Source organism: Flavobacterium granuli (assembly GCF_900129705.1).
Classification (GTDB): Bacteria; Bacteroidota; Bacteroidia; order Flavobacteriales; family Flavobacteriaceae; genus Flavobacterium; species Flavobacterium granuli.
Window position 1 is genome coordinate 51583 of record NZ_FQWO01000002.1, and the last position, 25809, is coordinate 77391.

24 protein-coding genes and 1 tRNA gene are annotated in these 25809 nt (G+C 36.4%); 14 read left to right on the forward strand and 11 right to left on the reverse strand.

The window, feature by feature from the left end:
- Positions 1-112 precede the first annotated feature (112 nt).
- The 4 genes from BUB25_RS03210 to BUB25_RS03225 all read right to left on the reverse strand — a co-directional run bounded on the left by BUB25_RS03210 (position 113) and on the right by BUB25_RS03225 (position 3239).
- Positions 113-199: transfer RNA gene (locus BUB25_RS03210), tRNA-Ser, on the reverse strand.
- Between the two features lie 57 nt (positions 200-256).
- Positions 257-1285: an asparaginase gene (locus BUB25_RS03215; protein WP_072939901.1), complete on the reverse strand. Its 1029-nt coding sequence runs from the start codon at positions 1283-1285 to the stop codon at positions 257-259.
- Positions 1269-2411: a 1-acyl-sn-glycerol-3-phosphate acyltransferase gene (locus BUB25_RS03220; RefSeq protein WP_072939904.1), complete on the reverse strand. Its 1143-nt coding sequence runs from the start codon at positions 2409-2411 to the stop codon at positions 1269-1271. Before BUB25_RS03220 ends, BUB25_RS03215 begins: the two co-directional genes overlap by 17 nt.
- 60 nt (positions 2412-2471) lie before the next feature.
- A complete protein-coding gene (locus BUB25_RS03225; RefSeq protein ID WP_072939907.1) occupies positions 2472-3239 on the reverse strand; it encodes a TatD family hydrolase in 768 nt (255 codons plus the stop codon).
- A gap of 193 nt (positions 3240-3432) precedes the next feature.
- Here BUB25_RS03225 and BUB25_RS03230 point away from each other — a divergent pair, with 193 nt between their 5' ends.
- On the forward strand, positions 3433-3873 hold the full coding sequence (locus BUB25_RS03230) for a retropepsin-like aspartic protease (RefSeq protein WP_072939910.1): 441 nt from the start codon (positions 3433-3435) through the stop codon (positions 3871-3873).
- 60 nt (positions 3874-3933) lie between these two features.
- Here the strand turns inward: BUB25_RS03230 and odhB are convergent, their stop codons facing one another.
- The 3 genes from odhB to BUB25_RS03245 form a co-directional block, all read right to left on the reverse strand.
- Positions 3934-5148 (reverse strand): 2-oxoglutarate dehydrogenase complex dihydrolipoyllysine-residue succinyltransferase, encoded by a 1215-nt coding sequence (gene odhB / locus BUB25_RS03235; protein ID WP_072939913.1) that lies wholly within the window; start codon positions 5146-5148, stop codon positions 3934-3936.
- A 74-nt stretch (positions 5149-5222) separates the two neighbouring features.
- A complete protein-coding gene (locus BUB25_RS03240) occupies positions 5223-5813 on the reverse strand; it encodes a hypothetical protein (RefSeq protein WP_139256885.1) in 591 nt (196 codons plus the stop codon).
- 7 nt (positions 5814-5820) lie between these two features.
- Positions 5821-8595, reverse strand: a complete 2775-nt coding sequence (locus BUB25_RS03245) for a 2-oxoglutarate dehydrogenase E1 component (RefSeq protein ID WP_072939919.1) — start codon at positions 8593-8595, stop codon at positions 5821-5823.
- A gap of 116 nt (positions 8596-8711) precedes the next feature.
- Here BUB25_RS03245 and BUB25_RS03250 point away from each other — a divergent pair, with 116 nt between their 5' ends.
- Positions 8712-9254 (forward strand): hypothetical protein, encoded by a 543-nt coding sequence (locus BUB25_RS03250; protein WP_072939923.1) that lies wholly within the window; start codon positions 8712-8714, stop codon positions 9252-9254.
- A gap of 44 nt (positions 9255-9298) precedes the next feature.
- Here BUB25_RS03250 and BUB25_RS03255 read toward each other — a convergent pair whose 3' ends face one another.
- Together BUB25_RS03255 and BUB25_RS03260 are read right to left on the reverse strand one after the other, a co-directional pair.
- On the reverse strand, positions 9299-9652 hold the full coding sequence (locus BUB25_RS03255) for a hypothetical protein (RefSeq protein ID WP_072939926.1): 354 nt from the start codon (positions 9650-9652) through the stop codon (positions 9299-9301).
- A gap of 89 nt (positions 9653-9741) precedes the next feature.
- Positions 9742-10716: a polyprenyl synthetase family protein gene (locus tag BUB25_RS03260; protein WP_072939930.1), complete on the reverse strand. Its 975-nt coding sequence runs from the start codon at positions 10714-10716 to the stop codon at positions 9742-9744.
- Positions 10717-10913: 197 nt separating this feature from the next.
- Between BUB25_RS03260 and BUB25_RS03265 the strand changes: the two genes are divergently transcribed.
- Genes BUB25_RS03265 through BUB25_RS03285 form a run of 5 tightly spaced genes read left to right on the forward strand, consistent with a single transcriptional unit; the run spans position 10914 to position 17698 of the window.
- Positions 10914-11435 carry a YceI family protein gene (locus BUB25_RS03265; RefSeq protein WP_072939933.1) on the forward strand — a complete coding sequence of 174 codons (522 nt, stop codon included), beginning with the start codon at positions 10914-10916 and terminating at the stop codon, positions 11433-11435.
- Positions 11436-11455: 20 nt separating this feature from the next.
- Positions 11456-12052: a TetR/AcrR family transcriptional regulator gene (locus BUB25_RS03270; protein WP_072939936.1), complete on the forward strand. Its 597-nt coding sequence runs from the start codon at positions 11456-11458 to the stop codon at positions 12050-12052.
- A complete protein-coding gene (locus tag BUB25_RS03275; RefSeq protein WP_072939938.1) occupies positions 12052-13416 on the forward strand; it encodes a TolC family protein in 1365 nt (454 codons plus the stop codon). Before BUB25_RS03270 ends, BUB25_RS03275 begins: the two co-directional genes overlap by 1 nt.
- 8 nt (positions 13417-13424) lie before the next feature.
- Positions 13425-14492 (forward strand): efflux RND transporter periplasmic adaptor subunit, encoded by a 1068-nt coding sequence (locus tag BUB25_RS03280; RefSeq protein WP_072939941.1) that lies wholly within the window; start codon positions 13425-13427, stop codon positions 14490-14492.
- Between the two features lie 29 nt (positions 14493-14521).
- Positions 14522-17698, forward strand: coding sequence for an efflux RND transporter permease subunit (locus BUB25_RS03285; RefSeq protein ID WP_072939944.1), 3177 nt, complete (start codon positions 14522-14524; stop codon positions 17696-17698).
- Positions 17699-17748: 50 nt separating this feature from the next.
- Here BUB25_RS03285 and BUB25_RS03290 read toward each other — a convergent pair whose 3' ends face one another.
- Together BUB25_RS03290 and BUB25_RS03295 are read right to left on the reverse strand one after the other, a co-directional pair.
- Positions 17749-18747 (reverse strand): GntR family transcriptional regulator, encoded by a 999-nt coding sequence (locus BUB25_RS03290; RefSeq protein ID WP_072939947.1) that lies wholly within the window; start codon positions 18745-18747, stop codon positions 17749-17751.
- 273 nt (positions 18748-19020) lie between these two features.
- Positions 19021-20025: a TlpA family protein disulfide reductase gene (locus BUB25_RS03295; RefSeq protein WP_072939950.1), complete on the reverse strand. Its 1005-nt coding sequence runs from the start codon at positions 20023-20025 to the stop codon at positions 19021-19023.
- A gap of 147 nt (positions 20026-20172) precedes the next feature.
- Between BUB25_RS03295 and aspS the strand changes: the two genes are divergently transcribed.
- The 7 genes from aspS (at position 20173) to BUB25_RS03330 (ending at position 25808) form a co-directional block, all read left to right on the forward strand.
- On the forward strand, positions 20173-21924 hold the full coding sequence (gene aspS, locus BUB25_RS03300; RefSeq protein WP_072939953.1) for an aspartate--tRNA ligase: 1752 nt from the start codon (positions 20173-20175) through the stop codon (positions 21922-21924).
- Positions 21925-22035: 111 nt separating this feature from the next.
- Complete coding sequence (locus BUB25_RS03305; RefSeq protein WP_007137066.1) at positions 22036-22230, forward strand: cold-shock protein; 195 nt, start codon at positions 22036-22038, stop codon at positions 22228-22230.
- A 243-nt stretch (positions 22231-22473) separates the two neighbouring features.
- Entirely contained in the window at positions 22474-22839 is a 366-nt protein-coding gene (locus BUB25_RS03310) for an NADH-quinone oxidoreductase subunit A (protein WP_072939957.1), read from the forward strand.
- Between the two features lie 88 nt (positions 22840-22927).
- Positions 22928-23476: an NADH-quinone oxidoreductase subunit B gene (locus tag BUB25_RS03315; protein ID WP_072939960.1), complete on the forward strand. Its 549-nt coding sequence runs from the start codon at positions 22928-22930 to the stop codon at positions 23474-23476.
- A 5-nt stretch (positions 23477-23481) separates the two neighbouring features.
- A complete protein-coding gene (locus BUB25_RS03320) occupies positions 23482-24003 on the forward strand; it encodes an NADH-quinone oxidoreductase subunit C (protein WP_072939963.1) in 522 nt (173 codons plus the stop codon).
- Positions 24004-24035: 32 nt separating this feature from the next.
- On the forward strand, positions 24036-25274 hold the full coding sequence (locus BUB25_RS03325) for an NADH-quinone oxidoreductase subunit D (RefSeq protein ID WP_072939966.1): 1239 nt from the start codon (positions 24036-24038) through the stop codon (positions 25272-25274).
- A 3-nt stretch (positions 25275-25277) separates the two neighbouring features.
- On the forward strand, positions 25278-25808 hold the full coding sequence (locus tag BUB25_RS03330) for an NADH-quinone oxidoreductase subunit NuoE family protein (protein WP_072939969.1): 531 nt from the start codon (positions 25278-25280) through the stop codon (positions 25806-25808).
- Position 25809: the final 1 nt, after the last annotated feature.

Sequence of the window (25809 nt, forward strand, 5' to 3'; positions counted from 1 at the left end):
AAGTGCACCTCCATTATGAGAAAAAACGAATAAATTGGATAATTGCTTAAATCAAAAAACCCTTTAAACACTGGGATTTAAAGGGTTTTGATTCATTTTGAAATTTCATTCGCAGAGAGGAAGGGATTCGAACCCTCGATGCAGTTGCCCACATACTAGCTTTCCAGGCTAGCTCCTTAAACCACTCGGACACCTCTCTATTTTAGGTTTGCAAAGAACACAAAAAAAAGTGACTTAGAAAAATAAAATAACATTATTATAGTATTTCTCCACGCAAAGATGTCTCAAACATTGTTTTGAACTGATTTTGAGGTACATTTTGACTCAACAAATACATCAATTTGGTGATCGCCGCTTCGGTCGTGACGTCTTTTCCGGAGATTACGCCAATTTCCTTCATCGAAGTGCTGGTTTCATACTGCCCCATGTTAACACTTCCGCCGGAACATTGGGTCACATTAATAACATGCAAACCTCTATTTATCGCCTTAACCAATAATTTCAAAAACCAATCCTCGGTAGGTGCATTTCCGGATCCATAGGTTTCAAGTACAATTCCTTTTAGATTTGGAATGTCAAAAATCGCCGACAAAACCAGCTCGCTAATTCCCGGAAACATTTTAACGATAACCACATTATTGTCCATTTTTTTATGCACCAATAATTCCCTGCCTTCATTTTTAGACAAAAACAATTCAGTTCTCATATTTAAATGCACCCCGGATTCCATTAATGCAGGGTAATTTGGCGAAGTAAAGGCTTTAAAATGTTCGGCATTAATCTTGGTCGATCTATTGCCGCGATACAACTTATATTCAAAATAAAGGCAAACCTCACTGATAACTGGTTTCCCATTAATTTGCAATGAAGCGATTTGAATGGCGGTAATCAGATTTTCTTTGGCATCGGTACGCAAATCCCCTATAGGCAATTGCGAGCCGGTAAAGATCACTGGCTTGGCCAAATTCTCCAGCATAAAACTCATTGCCGAGGCCGAATAGGACATTGTATCTGAGCCGTGCAACACCACAAAACCGTCAAATTTGGAATAATTAGCTTCAATAATAGAAGCAATCTCCGCCCATTTTTCTGGATTCATATTGGAGGAATCAATCGGATGCTTGAAGGAAAAAGTTTCTATTTCACAGTCCAATTGTTTCAATTCAGGAATGCGCTGCAATAATTTACTGAAATTAAATGCTTTTAATGCTCCCGTATCAAAATCTTTGCGCATCCCAATGGTTCCGCCTGTATATATTAAAAATATTTTAGCTTTTGAGCTCATCTATATACTTCATTTTATTAACAACCGGATTGGCATACATATCCAACAATCCCTGCAGCGCAATTGGATTTTCGGCATCTATTCGCATATCTAATCTACGCTCAAAAAGCGATTTTTCGTTTGCGGTATAAAACGAAGCATAGGTATTTGTTTTATTCAAAATATCATAGGCAATATAATTCGTAGGCCATAACTTGTAATTGCTCAATATAGAATCGTCAATCACTTGTGCTAATGCTTGGATCTGTTTGTTAGAATTATCAAACTCTTCTTTAATAGCATCAATCTCTTTATCAAGCACATCTCCTATATGGATGTGAATTCCCTTCTTCTGTCCCATAACACCGCTAAGAAGCGTCATGAAATCCTCATTTTTCTCTTTGATATAGACTTCATTATTGGCTTCGGCCAACAATTGTGGAATCTTCAAAACATCCGTTGGGTCATATTCATACGAAATAGAAACCGGAACCACTTTTATCTTCTTAAAATAATCCATCAGATTCTTCTCATCAGAACCCATGGCCAACATCTTTAAAACTCCCGGATTCGTAACATCATTACCGTCTTTGGTTCTTCCTTCCCGTTGCGCAATCCAAACCGATCTGTTTTCATGTTGCAACAAATGACCGATATACTCGGATAAAGTTTTAGAACTTTGCAGCATCTCCCGTGGTGTCAAACCGCGTTGAACTAAAAAATTGCGATTCATCTTAGCCAAGGTATTCAGGAAATCTTTTTTAACTAAATTATCACCAATAGCCGATGCCGTCATCACCAACCCATGCTCAAATAAAGCAACGTTCAGCAAGGTCGTGTCCAGAACGATATCTCTGTGATTGGATATAAATAAATAGGATTCGTTTTTTTCTAACTTTTCAAAACCTGAAGTAGTCAATCCGTCGGAACTTCTCTGAAGAACATTCTGTATGGTATGATAAATAAAATTACATTGGAAATCACGAATGGAATGGGTTTTCCTAAGCTGCTCTTTCCAAACTTCATCAGCCACATCAGGGAAAGTAAAATTCATCAATGCCTTCATCATAGGATGATCAATCACATTGCGAATAGCATCATTAATTTCGGAATCATAAAATGGCCGAATAGCGTCAAATTTTTGCATTTTGGTTATTTTAGGTGGGCAAATGAACAAAAAAAATATCAAATTATTGTGAATTCTATTTTAAATCCCAAAAATTATCTTAGAATTTTCAGTAGTTCGACTTGCAATTTCTTCTGCCGAAAGACCATAAATGTGAGCCAATTTATCGATAACATTTATTAAATAGCTGCTTTCATTTCTTTTTCCTCTAAACGGAATCGGAGCCAGATAAGGCGAATCTGTTTCTAAAACAATGTGACTCAAATCTATTTGGTTCAAAAACTGATCTATTTTTCCGTTTTTAAAAGTTACCACGCCTCCGATGCCCAGTTTCATATTATAGGAAATTGCCTGTAAAGCCTGTTCATAGGTTCCGGAAAAACAATGAAAAATACCGAACAAGTCCGGTGATTTTTCCTCCTCCAAAACAGCAAAAACTTCATCAAAAGCGTCACGACAATGAATCACAATAGGTAATTTATACTGCTTGGCCAATTGAATTTGTTTCCTAAAAGCAGTTTGCTGTTCCTTCAAATGGCTTTTGTCCCAATACAGATCAATCCCAATTTCTCCAATGGCGTAGAATTTTCTTTTAGCCAATTCCTCTTCTACATGCTTTAATTCATCCTGATAATTGTCTTTGACATAAGTGGGATGTAAACCCATCATCAGGAAGACATTTTCAGGATATTTTTTCTCCAAATCATACATGCTTTCAGTACAATTGGAATCTATTGCGGGAATAAAAAATCTTGAAACACCGGCATCCAAGGCGCGTTGTATCATTAAATCTCGATCTTCATCAAATTCTTCACTATAAAGATGGGTATGGGTATCAGTAATTATCATTTGTCTTATTTGAAAGCCGCAAAGTTACTATTTAGATTGGTCAATTTTCAGATTCCTGTCTTTTTAGATTATATTTGAATATCATTTTTTGATTTATGAAATAGCCCTGTTTGCGAAAACACAAACTGAAATAAAGATATATTTCAAACTGGCGTATTACATATGACCAAGAAAAAGCAACAAATGTCTGCATATGAAAAACCTGCACAACATCCTTAAAAAGGAAAATTACCGAAAAGTCAAATTTAAAATTACCAAAACCCAGCATCTTTTGATAAAGGCAAAAATAAATGGTGTCAAAGGAAATTTTATCCTGGATACGGGAGCTTCCAACAGTTGCGTAGGATTCGAAACCGTTGAATTATTTGAACTTCAGGCCAAAGAATCTAAAACCAAGGCTTCGGGAGCCGGAGCCACGGGTATGTTTACCCAGACCGCATTAAATAACCGAATACAATTGGGGTCTTGGAAAAGCAACGACTTTGATTTAGTCATTTTTGATTTATCCCATGTCAACGAAGCCTTATTGCAATACAAAGCCAAACCCGTTCACGGCATTATAGGTGCCGATGTCTTGATGAAAGGCAAGGCAATTGTGGATTATTACAATCATTATTTGTATTTGTTGAAATAAAAAAAAATCCCATCTAACAAATATTGTCAAATGGGATTCTTTTATAATTAGAAATGAATCTTACAATTCAAATGCTTTTTTAGGATTGTTGTCCAATAATAATTCCATTGGATTTTCTAAAGCTTCTTTAACAGCAACTAAGAAACCAACAGACTCACGGCCATCGATGATTCTGTGATCATAAGAAAGCGCCACATACATCATTGGGTGAATTTCTACTTTCCCGTTTACGGCAATCGGACGCTCGATAATATTGTGCATTCCAAGGATTCCAGATTGAGGAGGATTGATAATAGGAGTTGATAACATCGATCCAAAAACACCACCATTGGTAATTGTAAATGTACCGCCCGTCATATCATCAACAGTGATTTGACCATCACGCGCTCTAATGGCTAATCTTTTGATTTCGGCTTCAACACCACGGAAAGTCAAATTCTCTGCGTTACGAACAACAGGAACCATCAATCCTTTTGGCCCTGAAACAGCGATAGAGATATCGCAGAAATCGTAAGCCACTTTATAATCACCATCCATCATAGAATTTACATCAGGATACAATTGCAAAGCTCTTGTTACCGCTTTGGTAAAAAATGACATGTATCCAAGACCTACACCACCATGCTTCGCTTTGAATTCATCTTTATATTGATTGCGGATCAAGTTGATAGGCGTCATGTTTACTTCATTAAAAGTAGTTAACATGGCTGTTTCGTTTTTGGCAGCAACCAATCTTTCGGCTACCTTACGACGCAACATAGAAAGCTTTGTACGCTCTGTTCCTCTGGATCCTCCTGTAGGAGTTCCCATTGAAGGCACTGCATTTACGGCATCTTCTTTAGTGATTCTTCCGTCTTTTCCTGTTCCGGTGATAGAAGCAGGCGCTATATTTTTTTCGTCTAATATTTTTCTTGCTGCCGGAGATGGAGTCCCTGAAGCATAAGTTGCTGCTGGAGCTGCAACTGGAGCTGGAGCCGGAGCTGCTTTTGGAGCTTCAACTGCTGCTACCGGAGCTGCTGCTGAACCTGATGGCTTAGCCGCTGCAGTGTCAATTAAACAAACTACTGCCCCTACCGCTACTGCGTCACCTTCTTCGGCTTTCAATGTGATGATTCCGCTGGCTTCAGCTGGTAATTCCAGTGTTGCTTTATCCGAATCAACCTCAGCAATTGCTTGGTCTTTCTCTACATAATCTCCGTCTTTTACTAACCAAGTTGCAATTTCAACTTCTTTTATAGATTCCCCTGGTGATGGGACTTTCATTTCTAAAATCATCTTGTATAATTTTTAAATTATGAATTTTAAATTTCTTATGTTATTTCGCTTTCAACACTTATAAAGTTGTTGCCTTATTTTCCTGTTTCCGAATTCGAAATATAGTTATCATTCACTGAAATAACGGTATAAACCTCGCCATCAGCTTTTCGTTTATTATATTTTTCGATTGAACGCTTTACTAAATCTTCCTGATCTTTCTTAGCTTCATTCAAATCATCTTCACTTATTGTATATTCTTTGGCGCCTGATATTGCTTCCAATACACTTGCCTTTTTTCTTTCGTATTTCTTAATATTCTTATAATTTTCTTTATTATTATCGAAAGGTATTAATTTTACTCCAGCCTTAAATGCACCCATTTGAGGTTCAGAATCAACTATATAAACTTTACCTGCCTCAAGTTCTGCCTCTAAATAATCTACATTTTCAGATTTAGCCCAAAATAAATGTTTTCCGGGCTCACATTCGTATGCTAAATATTTACCATGATTAAACTTACCTAAATACTTTTCTCCATCAAAATATTTAAAATTAATCAAAAAACCCATTGAGGAAACTCTTGTAAAATACACTAATGATTTTCCTTCACTTGGACTTTTAATTTCTTGAGAATAACTTCCTACCGTAAATAAAACAAGGATTATTAAAACTATTTTTCTCATAAAACAATTATGTAAATAAATTTTTATCAAAAACCATTCTGATAGCATCGGCATGACGGCGTTTTGCTCTGGTATAACTTCCGGAAGCCGGAGCCGAATATGCTTTCAAAGAAGCTAATCTCCATTTTACCAAGTTGAAATTCATCAACATGAAGCTATAAGCTCCCATGTTTTTTGGTTCTTCTTGTGCCCAAACATAATCATCAGCGTTTGGATATTGAGCGATAATTGCTTTTAATTGTTCTACCGGTAATGGGAATAATTGTTCAATTCTCACTACGGCAACATCTTTGCGTCCGTTATTTTCTCTTTCGGCAGTGATGTCATAATAGAATTTACCGGTGCAGAAAACTAAGGTTTTTACCTCTTCTTTGTTTACTGTTGTATCATCAATTGTTTCCTGGAAACTTCCGTTAGTGAATTCTTCTATTGAAGAAACGCATCTTGGATCACGCAATAAACTCTTTGGTGTAAACACGATAAGTGGTTTACGGAAAGTGGTTTTCATTTGTCTTCTCAACAGGTGGAAGAAGTTTGCCGGCGTGGTACAATCGGCAACATACATATTATGTCTGGCACAAAGCTGTAAATACCTTTCCATCCTAGCCGAAGAGTGTTCTGCTCCTTGCCCTTCGTAGCCGTGAGGCAGTAGTAAAACAATTCCGTTTTGATTGTTCCATTTGTCTTCCCCACAGGAAATGTATTGGTCAATCATAATTTGAGCGCCATTAGAGAAATCTCCAAACTGTGCTTCCCAAATCGTCAATGTATTAGGATTAGCCAAAGCATATCCATAATCAAATCCTAAAACCCCGTATTCTGATAAAAAGGAATTAAAAATATGAAATTTTCCTTTTGCTCCTTCTAAGCTATTTATTAATGTTACTTCTTCTTCCGAATCTTCTACCTTAACCACAGCATGACGGTGAGAGAAAGTTCCACGCTCCACATCCTGACCGGAAATACGAACATCATAACCTTCCTGCAATAAAGAGCCATAGGCCAAATGTTCTCCCATTCCCCAATCTAATTGATTGGTTTCAAAGAACATCGTTTTCCTGTCGTTTATTAATTTTTCTGTTTTTTTGATAAACTTTTTATCCGAAGGTAAATTACAAATAGCGTTTGCTACCTGAGTCAAACCTTCTTTAGGATAAGTCGTATCCACCTTTTGCAACATTTGAGTATCAGTCACCTGCTCAAAACCTTTCCATTCATTTTTCATAAATGGAGTGATAATGGTCAAATCTTTTTTGCGTGAAGCTTCCAGATTGATTTCTAGATTCGATTTATATTCTACCTCTAAACTATTGACATAAGTAGCGTCGATAACACTTTCTGACAATAATTTTTCAGCATAAATGTCTCTAGGATTTTTATGCTTTGCAATAAGTTTATACAATACCGGTTGTGTAAAACGAGGTTCATCACCTTCATTATGTCCGTATTTTCTATAGCCTAATAAATCGATAAACACATCACGTCCAAATTCCATTCTATAGTCCAAAGCAAATGCCATGGCATGTACTACCGCTTCGGCATCATCGGCATTGACATGCAATACTGGCGACAACGTTACTTTGGCAACATCTGTACAATATTTAGAAGAACGGGCATCGGTATAATTTGTGGTAAATCCAACTTGGTTATTGATAACAATATGAATGGTACCGCCTGTCTTGTAACCATCAAGCTGAGCCATTTGAATGATTTCATAAAGAATCCCTTGTCCAGCTATGGCCGCATCTCCGTGTACCGCAATTGGCAATACTTTTGAAAAATCATCCGGGAAATACTTATCCTGTTTCGCTCTGGTAATTCCTTCAATTACCGCCCCTACTGTCTCTAAGTGAGATGGATTTGGCGCTAAATTGATGTTTATCTTTTTACCTGTGGCAGTAACTTTATCAGCTGTTAAGCCCAAATGGTATTTTACGTCTCCGTCAAAATATTCCTGATCGTAATCTTTACCATCAAATTCGCCGAAAATATCCTGGGTAGATTTGCCAAATATATTTGCCAAAACGTTCAAACGACCACGGTGTGCCATTCCCATAACAAATTGTTCCACTCCTTTTTCGGCAGCTTTTTCAATCAAAGCATCCAGAGCCGGAATAATTGTTTCTCCTCCTTCTAGCGAAAAACGTTTTTGACCTACATATTTTGTATGCAAGAAATTCTCAAAAGAAACCGCCTCATTCAATTTATTCAAGATTGATTTTTTCTCCTCGTTAGAGAATTTAGGCAAATTATCATTTACACCTAGCTTATCCTGAATCCATTTAATAACGCCAGGATTCCTGATATACATGTACTCGACACCAATGTGTTGGCAGTAAATCGTATCAAGATGCTTAATAATATCCGAAAGCGAACAAGGCGCTTTTCCTATAATCTTGGCCGCATCAAAAATAGTATTCAAATCAGAACTTGCAAGTCCAAAATTTTCGATATCCAAAGTAGGCGTTGATGCTCTACGATCGCGAACCGGATTTGTTTTTGTAAACAAATGACCACGAGAACGGTAGCCGTCAATCAGTTTTAATACGTTGAATTCTTTTTGAAGTTTTTCAGAAATAGGTGCACATTCTATAGCCCCGGCTGCTACATTTGCTATGTATGTCGCTGGGTTTTCCTCATTATAAGTAGCCATCCCAAAGTCAAAACCTTGAAAAAAACTCCTCCAGCTTGGCTCTACGCTATCTGGATTTTCTAAATATTGATCGTATAATTGTGCAAAAAACTCTGTATGTGCTGCGTTTAAAAATGAAAACCTATCCATAATATCAGTGAATATACTTTTTGTTAAAATAGTTTGGCAAAAGTACAATAATCCACTAAATTTATATTTACTTTTATTTACATTTAAATGTTAAATTGTTCTAAATTTAAATAATTATGAGAAAGAATCGCTTTTTTTCTGTTTTAAAATTAATTTTAGCTGCCATTGTTTTATTAATTTCAAATAATCTGTTGGCACAACAACAAAAAAGCGTGTCAAATTCCGGAAACGATTTCTGGAGAAATGTGCAATTTGGAGGCGGAATCGGCTTGAGTCTGGGCACCGGCTATACCGACATTTCATTGGCTCCCAGTGCCATTTACAACTTCAATGAATATGTCGCCTTAGGACTCGGGGCACAATACGCCTATATCAAACAGAAAAATTATTACGCTTCGCATCTATACGGAGGCAGTATAATCGCCTTGTTCAACCCGATTCAAGAAATTCAGCTTTCGGCAGAATTAGAAGAATTAAGAGTCAATGTAAACCTTGACGGATCAAGCAATAACTCCCAGGATTATTGGAACACCGGCTTATTTCTGGGCGCTGGTTACAGAACCGGCAATGTAACTATTGGAGCCCGTTACAATGTATTGAATGACACCAATGACATTTACGGCAGCGCTTTCATGCCTTTTGTAAGGGTTTATTTTTGATTTTTCCCTTTTCAAAGAACAGAGAAATCCCAATCAAAAAGAAATTATTTATATTTATTCCTGAACCAAACCTTCTGCCACTCTCTTTTTAGAATCAAAAAAGAAACCTCTTCGGCCAGAATCACTAAGTCTGATCCGTCCAGTTCTTTTATCTGCTGCTCAGAAACATCAATAATATAAAGCAGATTGAGGTATTCGGCAAATTTATATTGAATCAACCTGTAGATTTTTTCATGCAATTGAATTTTTAATTCCTCTGGAGAAATACTCAAAGGAAAATCAACTCCTTCATTGGCCAGATTAAAATCTTTATTCAATTGCTCGACTAATTTGATATACAAAGTCTCTTTCTCGGCTTCCGAAAACAGCAAATCAACAGTTACTGGCGCTATATACATGGGTTTTTTGATTTTTAATTAACGTCCCGAAACCATCGGGATTGATTTAAGATTCCTGAGCACGAAATACTGCGGCAGATTATTGCCCACTATACTTTCCTTCCCATCAAGTCTTCGCCGAAAGCGCGCAATATCGCTTTCTTGTCTTTCTCGATATCCATTTTTTCAAGGGTATCAAAAGCTTGAAAAGTATATTGCTGTATGGCTTGTTGGGTCGCTTTTGAAGCTCCCGAACGAACAAAAATTTCTTTTACCACATTTATTTTATCCAAATTATCCTCCAGTTGAACAGAAAACAAATCTATTAATTGCTGCCCTTCTTCTTTTGCCGAAAACTCTAATGCTTTTAGATACAAATAGGTTTTTTTATTCACAATAATATCACCGCCCAACTGTTTTCCAAAGGTTTCCGGATCGCCGAATGCATCTAAGAAATCGTCTTGCAATTGGAAAGCCAAGCCTAAATTCAATCCAAATTCGTAAATTAAATTTGCATTCGCTTCAGAAGTTTGGGCTACAATCGCACCCATTTTCATCGCTGCAGCAACCAGAACGGCTGTTTTATATTCAATCATTTTCAGATATTCAGCAATAGTGACATCTTTTCGAGCTTCAAAATCAACATCCCATTGCTGTCCTTCGCAAACTTCGAGTGCTGTCTTACTGAACAATTTTGCCAAATCCCTGAAAATAGCAGGTTCATATTGCTCAAAATACTGATAGGCCAAAATAAGCATCGCATCTCCAGACAAGATCCCCGTATTGAGATCCCATTTTTCATGAACCGTTTCGTGTCCACGTCTCAACGGTGCATCATCCATAATATCATCATGGACTAATGAAAAATTATGAAAAACTTCTACCGCCATAGCAGCTGGAAGTGCTTTTTTATAATCTGCATTAAAAACCTCCGAAGCCATCAGGGTCAACAAAGGCCTCATGCGCTTTCCTCCTAAACCTATTATGTATTCAATAGGCTCATATAGATTTTTAGGTTCTTTACGGATGGATTGATTCATTAAATAAGTCAAGAAAAAATCTCGATACTGGCTAATGGCGTGCATAAAATATTTTTCGGCTAAATTACAGCATTAACCGCTTATAACAAACTGGCTTGTTAAATGAAATGTTAAAAAAAAGCAAATACTGCGGAAACTATTTTGGTTTCCTGAGTTTCCGCTTTACATTTGCAAACGAATTTTCACACTAAACGTTCCCATTGCGTTTTTAAATCGAAACGCAACAGACACATTTTTTAATTATGACAACAAAATGGACTATTGATTCGAATCAATCAGATGCTCTGATTAAAATTAGACATTCCATAATTGCTTATTTAGCCGGAACCAAAAACAAGTTTGACGGTTACTTAGACATTAAAAACAACGAGCTGGAAAATGCAAGCATCACATTTGATTTAGACATCAACAACAAAGACACCAAACTAGAACAGGTGGATTCGCATTTAAAATTAAATGATCTTTTTGACACAACGGTATACCCGCTTATCAGCTTTAAGTCGACATCATTCCAAAAAGTAAACAAAAACATTAACTTCCTCAAAGGAAACTTGACGGTAAAAAACATTACCAAAGTAGTAGAACTTGATGCAGAACTTATAGGAATTGAAACTTATAACGGGAGTACCAGAGCAGCTTTTGAAATCACCGGAAGCATCAATCGCAAAGATTTTGGTTTAACATTAAATTCGCATAATCACTCTGGCGGTTTAGCTATGGGCCAAGACATTAAACTCGTTGCTAATCTGGAATTCAGTGCTTAAATAAAAACTAATTCAACACAATGAAAGAGAAAATAGTATCAAAAGCCAGCGAATTGTTTTTAAAACTTGGTTTTAAAAGCATTACTATGGATGATATTGCAGGAGAAATGTGTATTTCAAAAAAAACAATTTACAAATACTTCTGCAACAAAGAGGTTTTAATAGAAGAATGTACCACAATGGTTCATCAGGAATTGCATCGAATAGTGGATACCATTACAGCCAAAGATCACAATGCAATTAAAGAAAATTTTGAAATTAAAAGAATGTTTAAAGAGATGTTTAGTTCTTCAGACACATCTCCTTTATATCAATTAAAAAAATACTATCCAGCGATGTACCATACTGTCATCTCAAGAGAAATAGACGTTTGTCAGGCATGGTTCAAGCAAAACATCCAAAAAGGGATTGAGCAAGGATTGTATCGACAGGATATAGACATAAACACTTACGTTATATTCTATTACACCCTTCTTTTCAGCATCAACGAAAACACAGGCTCTGAAAAAGATGCACAAAACAAAGAACTACAAGCTCTGGAATATCATACAAGAGCTATGGCAACAGCTGAAGGAATCATTGAACTAGAGAAAAATTTACTAAACTTCACCCGATAATGAAAAAACTAATTTTATTAACCGTCTTAACATTGGCCTTCACAGCAAATGCACAAGACCAGAGTCTTGGCTCGAAATCCTCGGAAGCTAAATCACTGACACTAAAAGATGCTATTAGCTATGCCTTAGAGAATAAAGCGGATGCCAAAAAAGCAAAACTAAAAGTAGAGAACAGCGAATACCAAATTCAGGAAGTTCGCTCCAGAGCCTTACCGCAAATTTCAGCTAATGGAGGATTAACTTATAATCCAATAATACAAACTACTGTCATTGATGGCGCTGGATTTGGTCAGCCGGGAACAACAATTCAAGCCGCTTTTGGACAAAAATGGAATTCTGTTGCCGGTATTTCTCTTACCCAAAATATCTTTGACCAATCGGTTTTTACCGGTTTGAAAGCAGCAAAATCGACAAGAGAATTTTACCAAATCAACGAGCAATTGACTGAAGAACAAGTCATCGAAAGAGTAGCAAACAGCTACTACCAAATCTATGTTCAAAGACAAAACTTGGACGTTTTAGACAATATGTATAAAAATACGGTTAAAGTAAAAAACATCATCCAGGGACAATATGACAATGGGCTTGCCAAAAAAATTGATCTGGATCGAATCATCGTTAAAATTTCGAACATAAAAACCCAACGCCAACAAGTCCTCAATGGCGTTCAAATTCAGGAAAATGCCTTGAAATTTTACATGGGAATGCCTATAGAAAGCGCAATAGTAATTCCAAAAGCCGCCTTTGAAGTAACACCTGTGGCATTGACTGAAGTTCCAAATACCGCAAACAGAACCGAATTTTTACTGCTGAAAAAACAGGAAGAATTACTGGAATATCAAAAAAAGTCAGTTATAGCAGGCTACTACCCTACTTTATCACTTTCTGCAGGATACAACTATATAGGACAAGGTCCTAAAATGCCTTTAGGAGCAAAACCGGCAGACGGTGTTTACTGGTCAGATTTCTCCTCCATAGGATTGAATTTAAGAGTACCCATTTTTTCAGGATTTGATACTCGCTCCAAAATCAGAAAAGCCGATGTTGAATTAAGAGCGATTAAAGAAGACCTAAAAGACACCCAACTCGGACTTGATTTGGCTTTTTCAAATGCAAAAACCCAAATTGACAATAGCTTAATCACAATTGAAAATCAAAAGGAAAACGCAAAACTTGCCCAAGAAGTCTTAGAAAATACCCGAAACAATTACGTTCAAGGATTAGCGACTTTAACTGATTTATTAGATGCTGAAAATGCATTGACCGAGGCACAAAACAATTATACTGCAGCGATATTAGATTACAAACTGGCAGAAATTCAATTAATCAAATCAAAAGGAGAATTAAAAACACTTATTAAATAACGATCAAAATGAAAAAAACTATTATAACAATTGTAGCCATCGCTGGATCTTTGGCCTTAATTGGATTCATATTAACTAAAAACAAAAAAGAAAACGAAGAGAAAACCGCTATTGTTGCTGAAAAAAATGCGGCAGTATCAGTAAAAACAGCCTCTGTGAAAACAGAAGAAGTTTCTCTGGATTTTAGTGCCAATGGTAATTTTGAACCTACTCAGGAATTAACTTTCTCAGCCGAAAAATCAGGTAAAGTAACCAGCGTTCTGGTAAAAGAAGGGGACTATGTAAATGTTGGACAAACGCTATTAATTGTTAGAAGTGACGTGATCAACGTAAACGCTCAAGCAGCACAAGCAGCATACCAAAATGCCAAAGCGGATTACAGCAGATATGAGAATGCTTTTAAAACCGGAGGTATTACAAAACAACAGTTAGATCAGGCAAGATTAGCTTTAACAAATGCTGATGCCAATTTGAAACAAGCCAATATTAATGTTGGAGACACTAAAATAAAAGCCCCGATCAAAGGGTTTATCAATAAAAAATATGTTGAACCGGGTTCTATTTTAACTGGAATGCCAGCAACTGCCTTGTTTGATATTGTAAATGTTTCCAAATTAAAATTGAAAGTTACCGTAAACGAAAGCCAAGTAGCCAGCTTAAAACTAGGAAACACAGTCAACATCTCGGCCAGCGTTTATCCTGACAAAAGCTTTTCTGGAAAAATTACTTTTATTGCCGCAAAAGCAGATAGCAGCCTGAACTTTCCAGTAGAAATTGAAATCACAAACAATGCATCCAACGACCTAAAGGCAGGAATGTATGGAACAGCCCAATTTGCCTCTCAACAACAAAAACAAATGCTAACGGTAGTACCTAGAAATGCTTTTGTGGGCAGTGTAAGCAGCAACGAAATTTTTGTAGTCGAAAACGGTATTGCAAAATTGAAAAAGGTTACGGCAGGTAGAATCTTAGGTGATAAAGTCGAAATTATCAATGGATTAGCTGATGGTGAAATCGTAATTGTTACAGGTCAAATTAACTTGCAAGACGGAAACACTGTAGAAATCATTAAATAATTGATTTTAAGAATCAACAAAAAAGAAATATGAAATTAGCCGAAATATCCATAAAACGTCCGTCGCTGGTGATTGTATTGTTTACAATCCTGATTCTTGGTGGATTATTCAGTTACAACCAACTAGGTTACGAACTGATTCCAAAATTTGAAACAAACGTGATTACGGTTTCAACGGTCTACCCGGGAGCTTCTCCGAGTGAAATAGAAAACACCGTAACCAAAAAGATTGAAGACGCCATTGCATCCTTAGAAAATATAAAAAAAATAGACTCTAAGTCTTACGAAAGCCTTTCGATAGTATCTATTACATTGACTTCAAATGCCAATGTTGACATTTCTATGAATGATGCCCAACGTAAAATTAATGCCGTTTTAAGTGACTTGCCAGACGATGCCGATCCGCCTTCGTTGACAAAATTCTCGCTGAGTGATTTACCTATTATGACCATTGGCGCCAATGGAAAAATGGATGAAGCCGAATTTTATGACTTAATTGACAAAAAAATTGCCCCTATTTTATCTCGTGTAAATGGAGTCGCTCAAGTAAACATTATTGGAGGTCAGGAACGTGAAATTCAGGTAAACCTTGATGCTGTAAAAATGCAGGGTTATGGACTATCAGTTCCACAGGTACAACAGGTAATTTTATCATCAAATTTAGATTTCCCTACAGGAAATATTCAAACCCGTGAACAAAAAATATTAATTCGTTTAGCGGGTAAATATAAAAATGTAGATGAGTTGAGAAACTTAGTGGTTTCCTCTCAAAACGGAATTCAGGTGCGTTTAGGAGACATTGCGGATGTTCAGGATACTCAAAAAATTGCCGAAAAAATTGCTCGTATTGACCAGAAAAGCGCCATTATACTTCAAATTGTAAAACAATCTGATGCGAATGCGGTTGCCGTTAGTGAGCAATTATTAAATACTATTAAAACCTTAGAAAGCGATTATAAATCAGTCGATTTAAAATTAAACGTTGCAAAAGACAGTACCGTTTTCACATTAGAAGCAGCTGACTCTGTTGTACATGATTTATTGATTGCGGTTCTTTTGGTTGCTTTTGTAATGTTGTTTTTCTTACACAGTATCCGAAACTCTTTGATTGTAATGGTAGCTATCCCAGCTTCATTAATCGCAACATTTATTGGAATCTACTTATTGGGCTACACCCTTAACTTAATGAGTTTGTTAGGACTATCGCTGGTGGTAGGTATCCTGGTCGATGATGCTATTGTGGTAATTGAAAATATTTACAGGCACATGGAAATGGGCAAGAGCCGAATTCGAGCTTCTTATGATGGAACTGCCGAAATTGGCGCCACCGTAACTTCGATTACCTTAGTAATTGTGGTTGTGTTTTTACCAATTGCAATGAGTTCTGGTTTAGTTTCAAACATCATTACCCAATTTTGTGTTACGGTAATTATTTCCACTTTATTCTCTTTATTAGCTTCCTTTACTATTATTCCATGGTTGTCTTCCCGTTTTGGAAAATTAGAACATATTGAAGGTAAAAATGCTTTTGGAAGAATTATCCTTGGCTTTGAAAGCTATTTAACACGTTTTACCAACTGGGTTTCCAACTTGCTAAACTGGTGTCTGGATCATTATATAAAAACGATTCTAGTGGTATTGGTCCTTTTCTTTGGATCCATTTTTTCACTACTTGGTGGCGGCTATATTGGTGGTGAGTTTTTCGCTGCATCGGATAGTGGTGAGTTCCTGGTTCAAATCGAAATGCCAAAAGACGCTTCCTTAGAGCAAACCAACTTTATGACCCAACAAGCGGAAGCCTTCTTGAAAAACGAACCCTATGTTTTTAGTCAAATTACAACAGTAGGTCAAACCAGTGAAGGTCTTGGAGCATCGCAAGCAACAGCTTACAAAGCAGAGATCAACGTTAAAATGATTGATCAAAAAGATCGAACTGATGATGCCTCTGTATATGCTGCAAAAACAAAACGTAAACTGGAAAAAGTTTTAGTAGGTGCCAAAGTGAAGACCGTTCCTGTAGGTCTTTTAGGAACAGCTGAAGATGCTACTTTAGGATTGATCGTAACGGGTCCAAATGTAGATAGTGCAATGAAATTTGCAAAATTAGCTGAAGCTGAATTACGCAAAATTCCGGGTACTACTGAGATTAAATTAACTGTAGAAGACGGTAATCCGGAGATAAACGTACAAGTTGACCGAGATAAAATGGCTGCTTTAGGATTAAGCCTGCAAACCGTTGGTTTAACCATGCAAACAGCTTATAGCGGTAATACCGATGGAAAATTTAGAGCGGGTGAATATGAATATGACATCAACATTAAATACAATGCTTTTGACAGAAAAAACATTACTGATGTTAGTAATTTAATTTTCATCAATAGTGCTGGTCAGCAAATCAAACTAAATCAGTTTGCCAAAATCACCGAAGGTTCTGGTCCTAGTAAATTAGAACGTAGAGACAAAACAGCATCGGTAACGGTACAAGGTCAAAACGTGGGAGTTCCAGCCGGAACAATTGTTGGTCAATGGCAAGAAAAAATTGACAAACTTGAAAAACCTGTAGGTGTAAACTATATTTGGGGAGGTGATCAGGAGAACCAAAGTGAAGGTTTTGGTACTTTAGGAATTGCATTGTTAGCCGCCATTATTTTGGTTTACCTTGTAATGGTTGGTCTTTACGATAGCTTTGTTCACCCGTTTGTAGTACTATTTGCTATTCCGCTTTCATTTATTGGAGTATTATTAGCCTTGGCTTTGACCAATAACACACTGAATATATTCACCATCCTGGGAGTAATCATGTTAATTGGACTGGTATGTAAGAATGCGATCATGCTTGTAGATTACACGAACCAGCGAAGAGCCGCAGGCGAATCTATCCGTACTGCCTTAATCCAAGCGAATCATGCCCGTTTGCGTCCAATTTTGATGACAACCATTGCGATGGTATTTGGTATGCTTCCAATTGCATTAGCTTCTGGAGCTGGAGCAGAATGGAAAAACGGTTTGGCTTGGGTAATTATTGGGGGGTTAATCAGTTCGTTATTCTTAACCTTGATTGTAGTTCCTGTGATTTATGAAATTATGGAAAAAATCATCCATAAATTCTCAAAAGGAGAAAAAATCGATTATGAAGCGGAGATGGTTGCTGATTATGTGCACCAAGAACTCAGCGAAGACGGTTTTAATCCAAAACACACTCTTTAAAAATAGAAGAAATCAATAAAAAACCTGCTCATTAGAGCAGGTTTTTTTATTTACAATGAATTCCTGATAATCAATGAACACTTGTTTTCTATTTGTTCTTTTTTCCCTTTCAGAACCATTTGGGCCAAAATTTCTCCCATAGCCTCAAAATCTGTAGAAATGGTTGTGATACCGTTTTCTACCACTTTTTTTAATGCAGTTTCATTATAGGAAATAATACCATAATCACTTCCTAATTTCAAGTTTTGAAGCTTTGATTTTTCAATAACAGCCACTAAATCCCTGTCATTTGGAATAATATAAGTTTCTCCCACTTCAATGTCACGATTATCAAACTTTGTGATTACTTCGTGCTCAAAAGAAAAATCCTTACAAAAGTTCTCAAAACCTTCTTTCATCCCTAATGGTTCTCTAAAACCCGGAAAAATAATAATTAGCTTTTTGAATTTATCCAATTTAGACTTGCCTTTCAACAAGGCGTCATAAATATCTTTTTTATGATTTTGATAAATTGCAGGATAAGATTTCAGCTCGGGATTCGTTTGATCCAATATAAAAACTTCCTTTGCAGGCAAGGTTTTTATCGCCAGAACGGCACCCGATAAATTGGTAGGCATTATAATGTATTTGGTATAATTTCCGTTGCTTTCATTGATCAGCTTTCGAAACATTTCATTATTGAAATGATGAAAGAAAATGTCAACCTGAACATCATCGCCAATACTTTTTAAAAATGAATTATAAATATCTTCCTTGAAAATATTCAACTCGTCAAACAATAAAAATATTTTTTGTTTGATGGTTACTTCGGTGCTCTTTATGTAATATCCTTTTCCAAGAATTGCATAAATAATCCCTCTTTTCTTTAATTCTTCATAGGCTTGCAAAACGGTATCCCGAGACAATGAAAACTCTAAACAAACTTTGTTTATGGAAGGTAGCCGCTCCCCTTTTGCTAATATCCCTTTTTCAATTGCTTTTTCAATTGATAAAACTATTTGCCTATATTTTGGCAACCCTAAATTATTTTGAATCGAAATAATTTTCATGAACCCCTTTTTTTGGGCAAGTTACAAAAAACCGGTAGGTACTGGTATATTTTTTCAAAAAAATATCGTTTTAAATTTCACATTCCCTATAAAAACGACTAAAAACAAACATAAATCGTATTTTTTACGCAATAAAAAGAGAGACTAAAGAATCTTAATTTTTTCACTAACAATGACTTTATCAAAAAGTCACAAAACTGTCTGTTAAGTAAATAACAAAAAAACACCAATGTTTGTCACATTGGTGTTTTTGATATAAGCAAGAAATAGAAACTAGTTCAAAAGAGCATCCAATTCTACTTGAATATTGGCACTAGAAGGTCTTGGCGCATCAGCTTTAACAATTTTTCCGTTTGGATCTATCAAAATAAATCTAGGGATTCCTGTAATATTAAAGTCTTTTACAAACTGAGAATTCCAATCATTATCGGCAAAAACCTGAACTCCACCTAATTCTTTTTCTTTGATCATTGTTTTCCATTTTTCAATGTCTTTCAATTTATCAATAGACATACTCAAGAAAACAATGTTTTTACCATGATATTTCTCTTCCATTTTTTTTAAAAACGGAATTTCAGTACGACAAGGACCGCACCAAGTGGCCCAAACATCTATGTAAACATATTTTCCCCTAAAATCTTCTAATTTTGTTTTTCCGCCTTTATAGTTATCATACTCAAAAGAAGGAGATAGCGTACCGTTCATTTTGTTTGCCTCCAAACCTTTCTGATGGTATTTAGTCAAACCTTCTACAGATCTTTCGATACTTATTTTTTGTAATTCAACGAATTTTGAATCCAATTTAGTGTTGTTTAATTTCAACAAATCAGCCGTTTTTTTCTCGCCGATAAGCTTCGCAAAACCTTCTTCATTTGAAGCCAAAAGACTATCATAATCGTATTTTGCATCTTCCATGGCGTTTTTTGCCAAAAAGTTATTCTCAACAGCTCCTTTTCCGGAATACACAATTGACTCATCAAATTTTTGAGCATCCATTTTAAGCTTTAAATCATAGCCGTTTTTAAGAAACAATTGAGTGTATTCTTTTCCATCAAACAACATATAAAACCCTTCTTCTACAGAAAAAGAATCTTTAAAAATTCCATCTTTTCCAACTAAAATCTTTTTGACTTCTTTTCCGGTATTTCGATCCAAAAAGCTGATAGCATCCGTATTTCTATTGGCAATTTCAGCCTTAAAAGATAAATCAGCCTTAGTTTGCCCAATAGCATTAACAGCGCAGACAAATGCTATGGCAATAAAAAATAATTTTTTCATATGGTTATAGTTTAATATTATAACCAAATCTAATTGATTAAACTGGAGTGAAATTAAAAATTAACAAAAAATTAATTTATTGAAGTTTGTCTCTTTTCGGGATTAATTTAATTTTTGTCGCTACTTTTGTATCCTAAAATTTTGATAATGTATAGAAGTCATAACTGTGGAGAACTTAACGCTTCACACATTAATACTGAGGTTACTCTAGCCGGTTGGGTTCAGAAATCCAGAGACAAAGGATTTATGAATTGGGTAGATTTAAGAGATCGTTACGGAATTACTCAACTTATTTTTGATGAAGGCCGTACGGACAAATCCGTTTTTGAATTAGCCAAAACACTTGGACGCGAATTTGTTATCCAAGTAAAAGGAACGGTTATTGAGCGTGAAGCCAAAAACAAAAACATCCCAACAGGTGAAATCGAAATTTTAGTTACTGAACTAAACATATTGAACAGCGCTTTGACACCTCCTTTCACTATTGAAGATGAAACTGACGGTGGGGAAGACATTCGAATGAAATACCGCTACTTGGATATCAGAAGAAACCCGGTAAAAAACAGCTTGCTTTTCCGTCACAAAGTGGCAATGGAAGTTCGAAAATACCTTTCAGACTTGGATTTCTGCGAAGTAGAAACACCTTACCTTATAAAATCAACTCCTGAAGGAGCCAGAGATTTTGTTGTTCCTTCCCGAATGAATGAAGGACAATTCTATGCCTTGCCGCAATCGCCACAAACTTTCAAACAATTATTGATGGTGGGCGGAATGGACAAATACTTCCAAATCGTGAAATGCTTCCGCGACGAGGACTTACGTGCCGACAGACAGCCTGAGTTTACGCAAATCGATTGCGAAATGGCATTTGTAGAACAAGAAGACATTCTGAATGTTTTTGAGGGACTGACAAGACATTTACTAAAAAAAATAAAAGGAGTAGACGTAGATAAATTCCCTAGAATTACCTACGATTACGCGATGAAAACCTATGGAAATGACAAACCGGACATCCGTTTCGGAATGGAATTTGGAGAATTAAACGAATTTGCGCAACACAAAGAATTCCCGGTATTCAATGCCGCCGAACTAGTTGTCGGAATTGCAGTTCCGGGAGCAGGAAATTATACCCGTAAAGAAATTGACGCCTTAATTGATTGGGTAAAACGCCCACAAATAGGCGCAAGCGGAATGGTGTATGTAAAATGCAATGAAGACGGAAGCTACAAATCGTCTGTAGACAAATTTTACGATCAAGATGATTTATCGAATTGGGCCAAAACAACCGGAGCAAAAGCCGGTGACATGATTTTTGTCCTTTCCGGTCCGGCAGATAAAACACGTACCCAATTATCAGCACTTCGTATGGAACTGGCCACGCGTCTAGGATTGAGAAAACCAGAAGAATTTGCCCCACTTTGGGTAGTTGATTTTCCTTTATTAGAGTTTGACGAAGAAAGCGGTCGCTACCGCGCAATGCACCATCCGTTTACCTCTCCTAAGCCAGAGGACATGCACTTACTGGAAACCAACCCTGGAAAAGTTCGTGCAAATGCCTATGATATGGTTTTGAATGGTAATGAAATTGGAGGAGGTTCCATTCGTATCCATGACAAAGCAACCCAACAATTAATGTTCAAATACTTAGGCTTCACCGAAGAAGAAGCAAAAGCACAATTCGGATTCTTAATGGATGCTTTCCAGTTTGGCGCTCCGCCACATGGAGGATTAGCATTCGGATTAGACCGTTTAGTAGCTATTTTAGGAGGTCAGGAAACCATTCGTGATTTTATTGCCTTTCCAAAAAATAACTCCGGAAGAGATGTAATGATAGACGCCCCTTCAACAATTGATGCTTCGCAATTAAAAGAGTTACACATAAAGCTAGACAGCATTTAAAGGACGAAAACACTGAATATCAATATTTTTGCAAAAAAATATTAGAATTTTAGCGTTCGTATTATATTAAAGATTACATTTGCCTCATTATAAATTATTATTACTATTACAATGCGTACAGGTACAGTTAAATTTTTCAATGAGTCTAAAGGTTACGGATTCATTACAGACGAAGAAACAGGAAAAGACATTTTTGTTCACGCTTCAGGAATCAACGCGGAAGAATTGCGCGAAGGTGACAGAGTTAGCTACGAAGAAGAAGAAGGAAGAAAAGGAAAAGTTGCTGCGAAAGTAGCAGTTATCTAAGCATAAAAAAATATTTTTTTTTGCCTACGAATGTTTAAAACGTTCCGATTTGTTTCGGAACGTTTTTTTTTGCTCCCAACGAAAAATACCGCTAAGAAAACACAAAACAAAATTCCTTATTTATAATCATTAAAAATTAAGGAGGAACCCTATTTTAGCTCCTACTAATTTCCGGATTTGGCTTGTGTTTTAATTCCTTGAAACCTATCTTTGTGGCTTATTTTAGTGCTAAAAAAGACAATTATGCAATCTGATCAATTAAATTATATCCCTATTTTAATACAGTTTTTACTGGCTGTTGGATTTGTTGTAGGAACAATCATCGTTTCTGGAAAATTAGGCCCAAAAAGATCTTCCAAAGTTAAAGATGCTAATTTTGAGTGCGGGATCGAATCCGTAGGAAATGCTCGAATTCCTTTTTCTGTAAAATATTTCCTTGTCGCTATACTTTTTGTTTTATTTGACATCGAAGTAATTTTCCTTTATCCTTGGGCTGTCAACTTCAAAGAACTTGGCATCGAAGGCATGGTTAAAATGGTGATATTTATGTCTTTACTTTTGATTGGTTTTTTCTATATCATCAAAAAGAAAGCTTTAGAGTGGGAATAATAAATTTATTTTAAATTAAAAATGATGAATTAAAAATGGTTTTGAACATTCAAAATTTACAATTCAAAATTCAAAATAAAAATATAAAATGAGCAATTCAAATATAAAAATGGTTGAACCGCCAGAAGGTGTTGTAGGCGAAGGTTTCTTTGCTACAAAACTAAATGATGTTGTAGGTTTAGCCCGAGCTAATTCACTTTGGCCTCTGCCTTTTGCAACTTCTTGTTGCGGTATTGAATTCATGGCAACCATGGCATCTCATTATGATTTGGCACGATTTGGATCTGAGCGTGTGAGTTTCTCTCCACGTCAAGCAGATATGCTGTTGGTAATGGGAACTATTTCAAAAAAAATGGCCCCTATTTTACGCCAGGTATACGAACAAATGTCAGAACCTCGTTGGGTTATTGCCGTAGGTGCTTGCGCAACATCAGGAGGGATTTTTGACACCTACTCTGTTCTTCAAGGAATTGACAAAGTAATACCGGTTGACGTTTACGTTCCGGGTTGCCCTCCAAGACCGGAACAAATTGTAGATGGAGTAATGAGATTGCAAGAACTAGTAAAAAATGAATCTGTAAGAAGAAGAAGTTCTCCAGAGTACCAAGAATTATTAGCTTCTTATAATATCAAATAATCAAGATGGCATTAGAAAATACAGAGATTCAAGATAAATTAACGCAAAACTTTGGCGAAAGCGTTTTCAATTTTCAACAGCAAAAAGATATTTTTACTTTTGAAATTGATGCGGATAAAAACAAAGCCATCATTTTATTCTTGAAAAACGATCCTAGCTTACGATTTCACTTTTTGACTGACTTATGCGGAATACATTATCCTGATAATGAAGTTAACAAGCAATTTGCGATTGTTTATCATTTGCACAATTGGTACGAAAACAAACGTATAAAAATAAAAACTTACATCAACGGTGAAAAACCGGAAATAAAAACAATATCAAACATTTTCCTAAGTGCAAACTGGATGGAAAGAGAGACCTTTGATTTTTATGGTGTAGATTTTATAGGTCATCCACAATTGAAACGTATTTTAAATATGGATGAAATGATTTCTTTTCCAATGCGTAAGGAGTTCCCTATGGAAGACGGCGGAAGAACAGATAAAGACGATCGTTTTTTCGGTAGAACAATAGACAATTGCTAAAAACACATTCTATAATTTTTCACATTCTATAAATGTCAGAACTATTATTACCACCAGAGCATCGATATGCCAAAATAATAAAAGAGAAGCTAAATGAAGACGGAAGCGAGCTTTCTATTCTGAATTTAGGTCCTACTCACCCCGCTACACACGGAATTTTTCAAAATATTCTGTTAATGGATGGGGAGCGGATTTTAGACGCCGAACCAACTATTGGCTACATTCACCGTGCCTTTGAAAAGATCGCTGAAAACCGTCCTTTTTACCAAATCACTCCACTTACAGACCGAATGAACTACTGCTCATCGCCTATCAACAATATGGGATGGTGGATGACTGTAGAAAAACTATTGGATATTGAAGTGCCAAAACGCGCCCAATATTTAAGGGTTATCGTAATGGAATTAGCAAGAATAGCAGACCATATCATCTGTAACTCTATCCTGGGTGTAGACACCGGGGCTTATACCGGCTTCCTTTATGTTTTCCAGTTTAGAGAAAAAATATACGAAATCTACGAAGAAATTTGTGGTGCTCGTCTAACAACAAACATGGGAAGAATAGGTGGTTTCGAAAGAGATTGGTCTCCAGAAGCTTTTAGAAAATTAGACTTGTTCTTAGAAGAATTTCCGGCAGCTTGGAAAGAATTCGAAAACTTATTCGAAAGAAATAGAATTTTCATTGACAGAACGGTAAACGTAGGTCCGATTTCTGCCGAACAAGCAATGGCTTATGGATTCACTGGGCCTAACTTACGTGCGGCAGGTGTTGATTACGATGTACGTGTGGCACAACCATACAGCTCTTATGAGGACTTTGACTTCATAATTCCAGTAGGAAAATCAGGCGACACTTACGACCGTTTTTGTGTACGTAATGCCGAAGTTTGGGAAAGTTTAAGTATCATTCGTCAAGCATTGGCAAAAATGCCGGAAGGCAATGATTACCATGCCGAAGTTCCTGACTACTACCTGCCTCCGAAAGAAGATGTTTACACTAGCATGGAATCCTTAATATATCACTTTAAAATTGTAATGGGAGAAGTTCCCGTTCCGGTTGCAGAAATATACCATGCTGTAGAAGGCGGTAACGGAGAACTTGGTTTTTACCTAGAAACAGACGGAAGCCGTACTCCTTACAGACTTCATTTTAGAAGACCTTGCTTTATATATTACCAAGCCTATCCTGAAATGATCAAAGGAGCATTACTCTCTGATGCTATTGTGATTTTGTCAAGTTTAAATGTAATTGCCGGAGAATTAGACGCATAAATTATGGAACGTACTCATTACAAACAAGAAATAAACATGACTGAAGCATTGATGAATCGCATCAATGAATTAATCAGTCATTATCCCGCAGACAAACGAAAATCAGCCTTACTCCCTGTTTTACACGAAGTTCAGGACGCTCATGAAAACTGGTTGAGCATTGAACTAATGGATAAAGTAGCCGAAATTCTTCAAATACTACCTATTGAAGTATATGAAGTAGTTTCATTTTACTCGATGTACAACCAAAAACCAATTGGAAAATACATGTTTGAGTTTTGTCAAACCTCCCCTTGTTGCCTCAATGGAACAGAAGATTTGATGGATTATACCTGCGAAAAATTGGGTGTAAAAATAGGCGAAACAACTCCGGATGGCCTCTTCGAAGTAAAAGGTGTCGAATGTTTAGGCGCTTGTGGCTATGCCCCTATGATGCAATTGGGTGATTTTTACAAAGAGCATTTGACCAAAGAAAAAATCGATCAGCTAATCACTGATTGCCGAGATAATAAAATAATATTACACGATAAATAAG

Excerpts from the sequence above, each read along its gene's own strand:
- BUB25_RS03215 (WP_072939901.1), bottom strand. The coding sequence starts at position 1,285 with ATGAGCTCAAAAGCTAAAATATTTTTAATATATACAGGCGGAACCATT.
- BUB25_RS03220 (WP_072939904.1), bottom strand. The coding sequence starts at position 2,411 with ATGCAAAAATTTGACGCTATTCGGCCATTTTATGATTCCGAAATTAAT.
- BUB25_RS03225 (WP_072939907.1), bottom strand. The coding sequence starts at position 3,239 with ATGATAATTACTGATACCCATACCCATCTTTATAGTGAAGAATTTGAT.
- BUB25_RS03230 (WP_072939910.1), top strand. The coding sequence starts at position 3,433 with ATGAAAAACCTGCACAACATCCTTAAAAAGGAAAATTACCGAAAAGTC.
- odhB (WP_072939913.1), bottom strand. The coding sequence starts at position 5,148 with ATGATTTTAGAAATGAAAGTCCCATCACCAGGGGAATCTATAAAAGAA.
- BUB25_RS03240 (WP_139256885.1), bottom strand. The coding sequence starts at position 5,813 with ATGAGAAAAATAGTTTTAATAATCCTTGTTTTATTTACGGTAGGAAGT.
- BUB25_RS03245 (WP_072939919.1), bottom strand. The coding sequence starts at position 8,595 with ATGGATAGGTTTTCATTTTTAAACGCAGCACATACAGAGTTTTTTGCA.
- BUB25_RS03250 (WP_072939923.1), top strand. The coding sequence starts at position 8,712 with ATGAGAAAGAATCGCTTTTTTTCTGTTTTAAAATTAATTTTAGCTGCC.
- BUB25_RS03255 (WP_072939926.1), bottom strand. The coding sequence starts at position 9,652 with ATGTATATAGCGCCAGTAACTGTTGATTTGCTGTTTTCGGAAGCCGAG.
- BUB25_RS03260 (WP_072939930.1), bottom strand. The coding sequence starts at position 10,716 with ATGCACGCCATTAGCCAGTATCGAGATTTTTTCTTGACTTATTTAATG.
- BUB25_RS03265 (WP_072939933.1), top strand. The coding sequence starts at position 10,914 with ATGACAACAAAATGGACTATTGATTCGAATCAATCAGATGCTCTGATT.
- BUB25_RS03270 (WP_072939936.1), top strand. The coding sequence starts at position 11,456 with ATGAAAGAGAAAATAGTATCAAAAGCCAGCGAATTGTTTTTAAAACTT.
- BUB25_RS03275 (WP_072939938.1), top strand. The coding sequence starts at position 12,052 with ATGAAAAAACTAATTTTATTAACCGTCTTAACATTGGCCTTCACAGCA.
- BUB25_RS03280 (WP_072939941.1), top strand. The coding sequence starts at position 13,425 with ATGAAAAAAACTATTATAACAATTGTAGCCATCGCTGGATCTTTGGCC.
- BUB25_RS03285 (WP_072939944.1), top strand. The coding sequence starts at position 14,522 with ATGAAATTAGCCGAAATATCCATAAAACGTCCGTCGCTGGTGATTGTA.
- BUB25_RS03290 (WP_072939947.1), bottom strand. The coding sequence starts at position 18,747 with ATGAAAATTATTTCGATTCAAAATAATTTAGGGTTGCCAAAATATAGG.
- BUB25_RS03295 (WP_072939950.1), bottom strand. The coding sequence starts at position 20,025 with ATGAAAAAATTATTTTTTATTGCCATAGCATTTGTCTGCGCTGTTAAT.
- aspS (WP_072939953.1), top strand. The coding sequence starts at position 20,173 with ATGTATAGAAGTCATAACTGTGGAGAACTTAACGCTTCACACATTAAT.
- BUB25_RS03305 (WP_007137066.1), top strand. The coding sequence starts at position 22,036 with ATGCGTACAGGTACAGTTAAATTTTTCAATGAGTCTAAAGGTTACGGA.
- BUB25_RS03310 (WP_072939957.1), top strand. The coding sequence starts at position 22,474 with ATGCAATCTGATCAATTAAATTATATCCCTATTTTAATACAGTTTTTA.
- BUB25_RS03315 (WP_072939960.1), top strand. The coding sequence starts at position 22,928 with ATGAGCAATTCAAATATAAAAATGGTTGAACCGCCAGAAGGTGTTGTA.
- BUB25_RS03320 (WP_072939963.1), top strand. The coding sequence starts at position 23,482 with ATGGCATTAGAAAATACAGAGATTCAAGATAAATTAACGCAAAACTTT.
- BUB25_RS03325 (WP_072939966.1), top strand. The coding sequence starts at position 24,036 with ATGTCAGAACTATTATTACCACCAGAGCATCGATATGCCAAAATAATA.
- BUB25_RS03330 (WP_072939969.1), top strand. The coding sequence starts at position 25,278 with ATGGAACGTACTCATTACAAACAAGAAATAAACATGACTGAAGCATTG.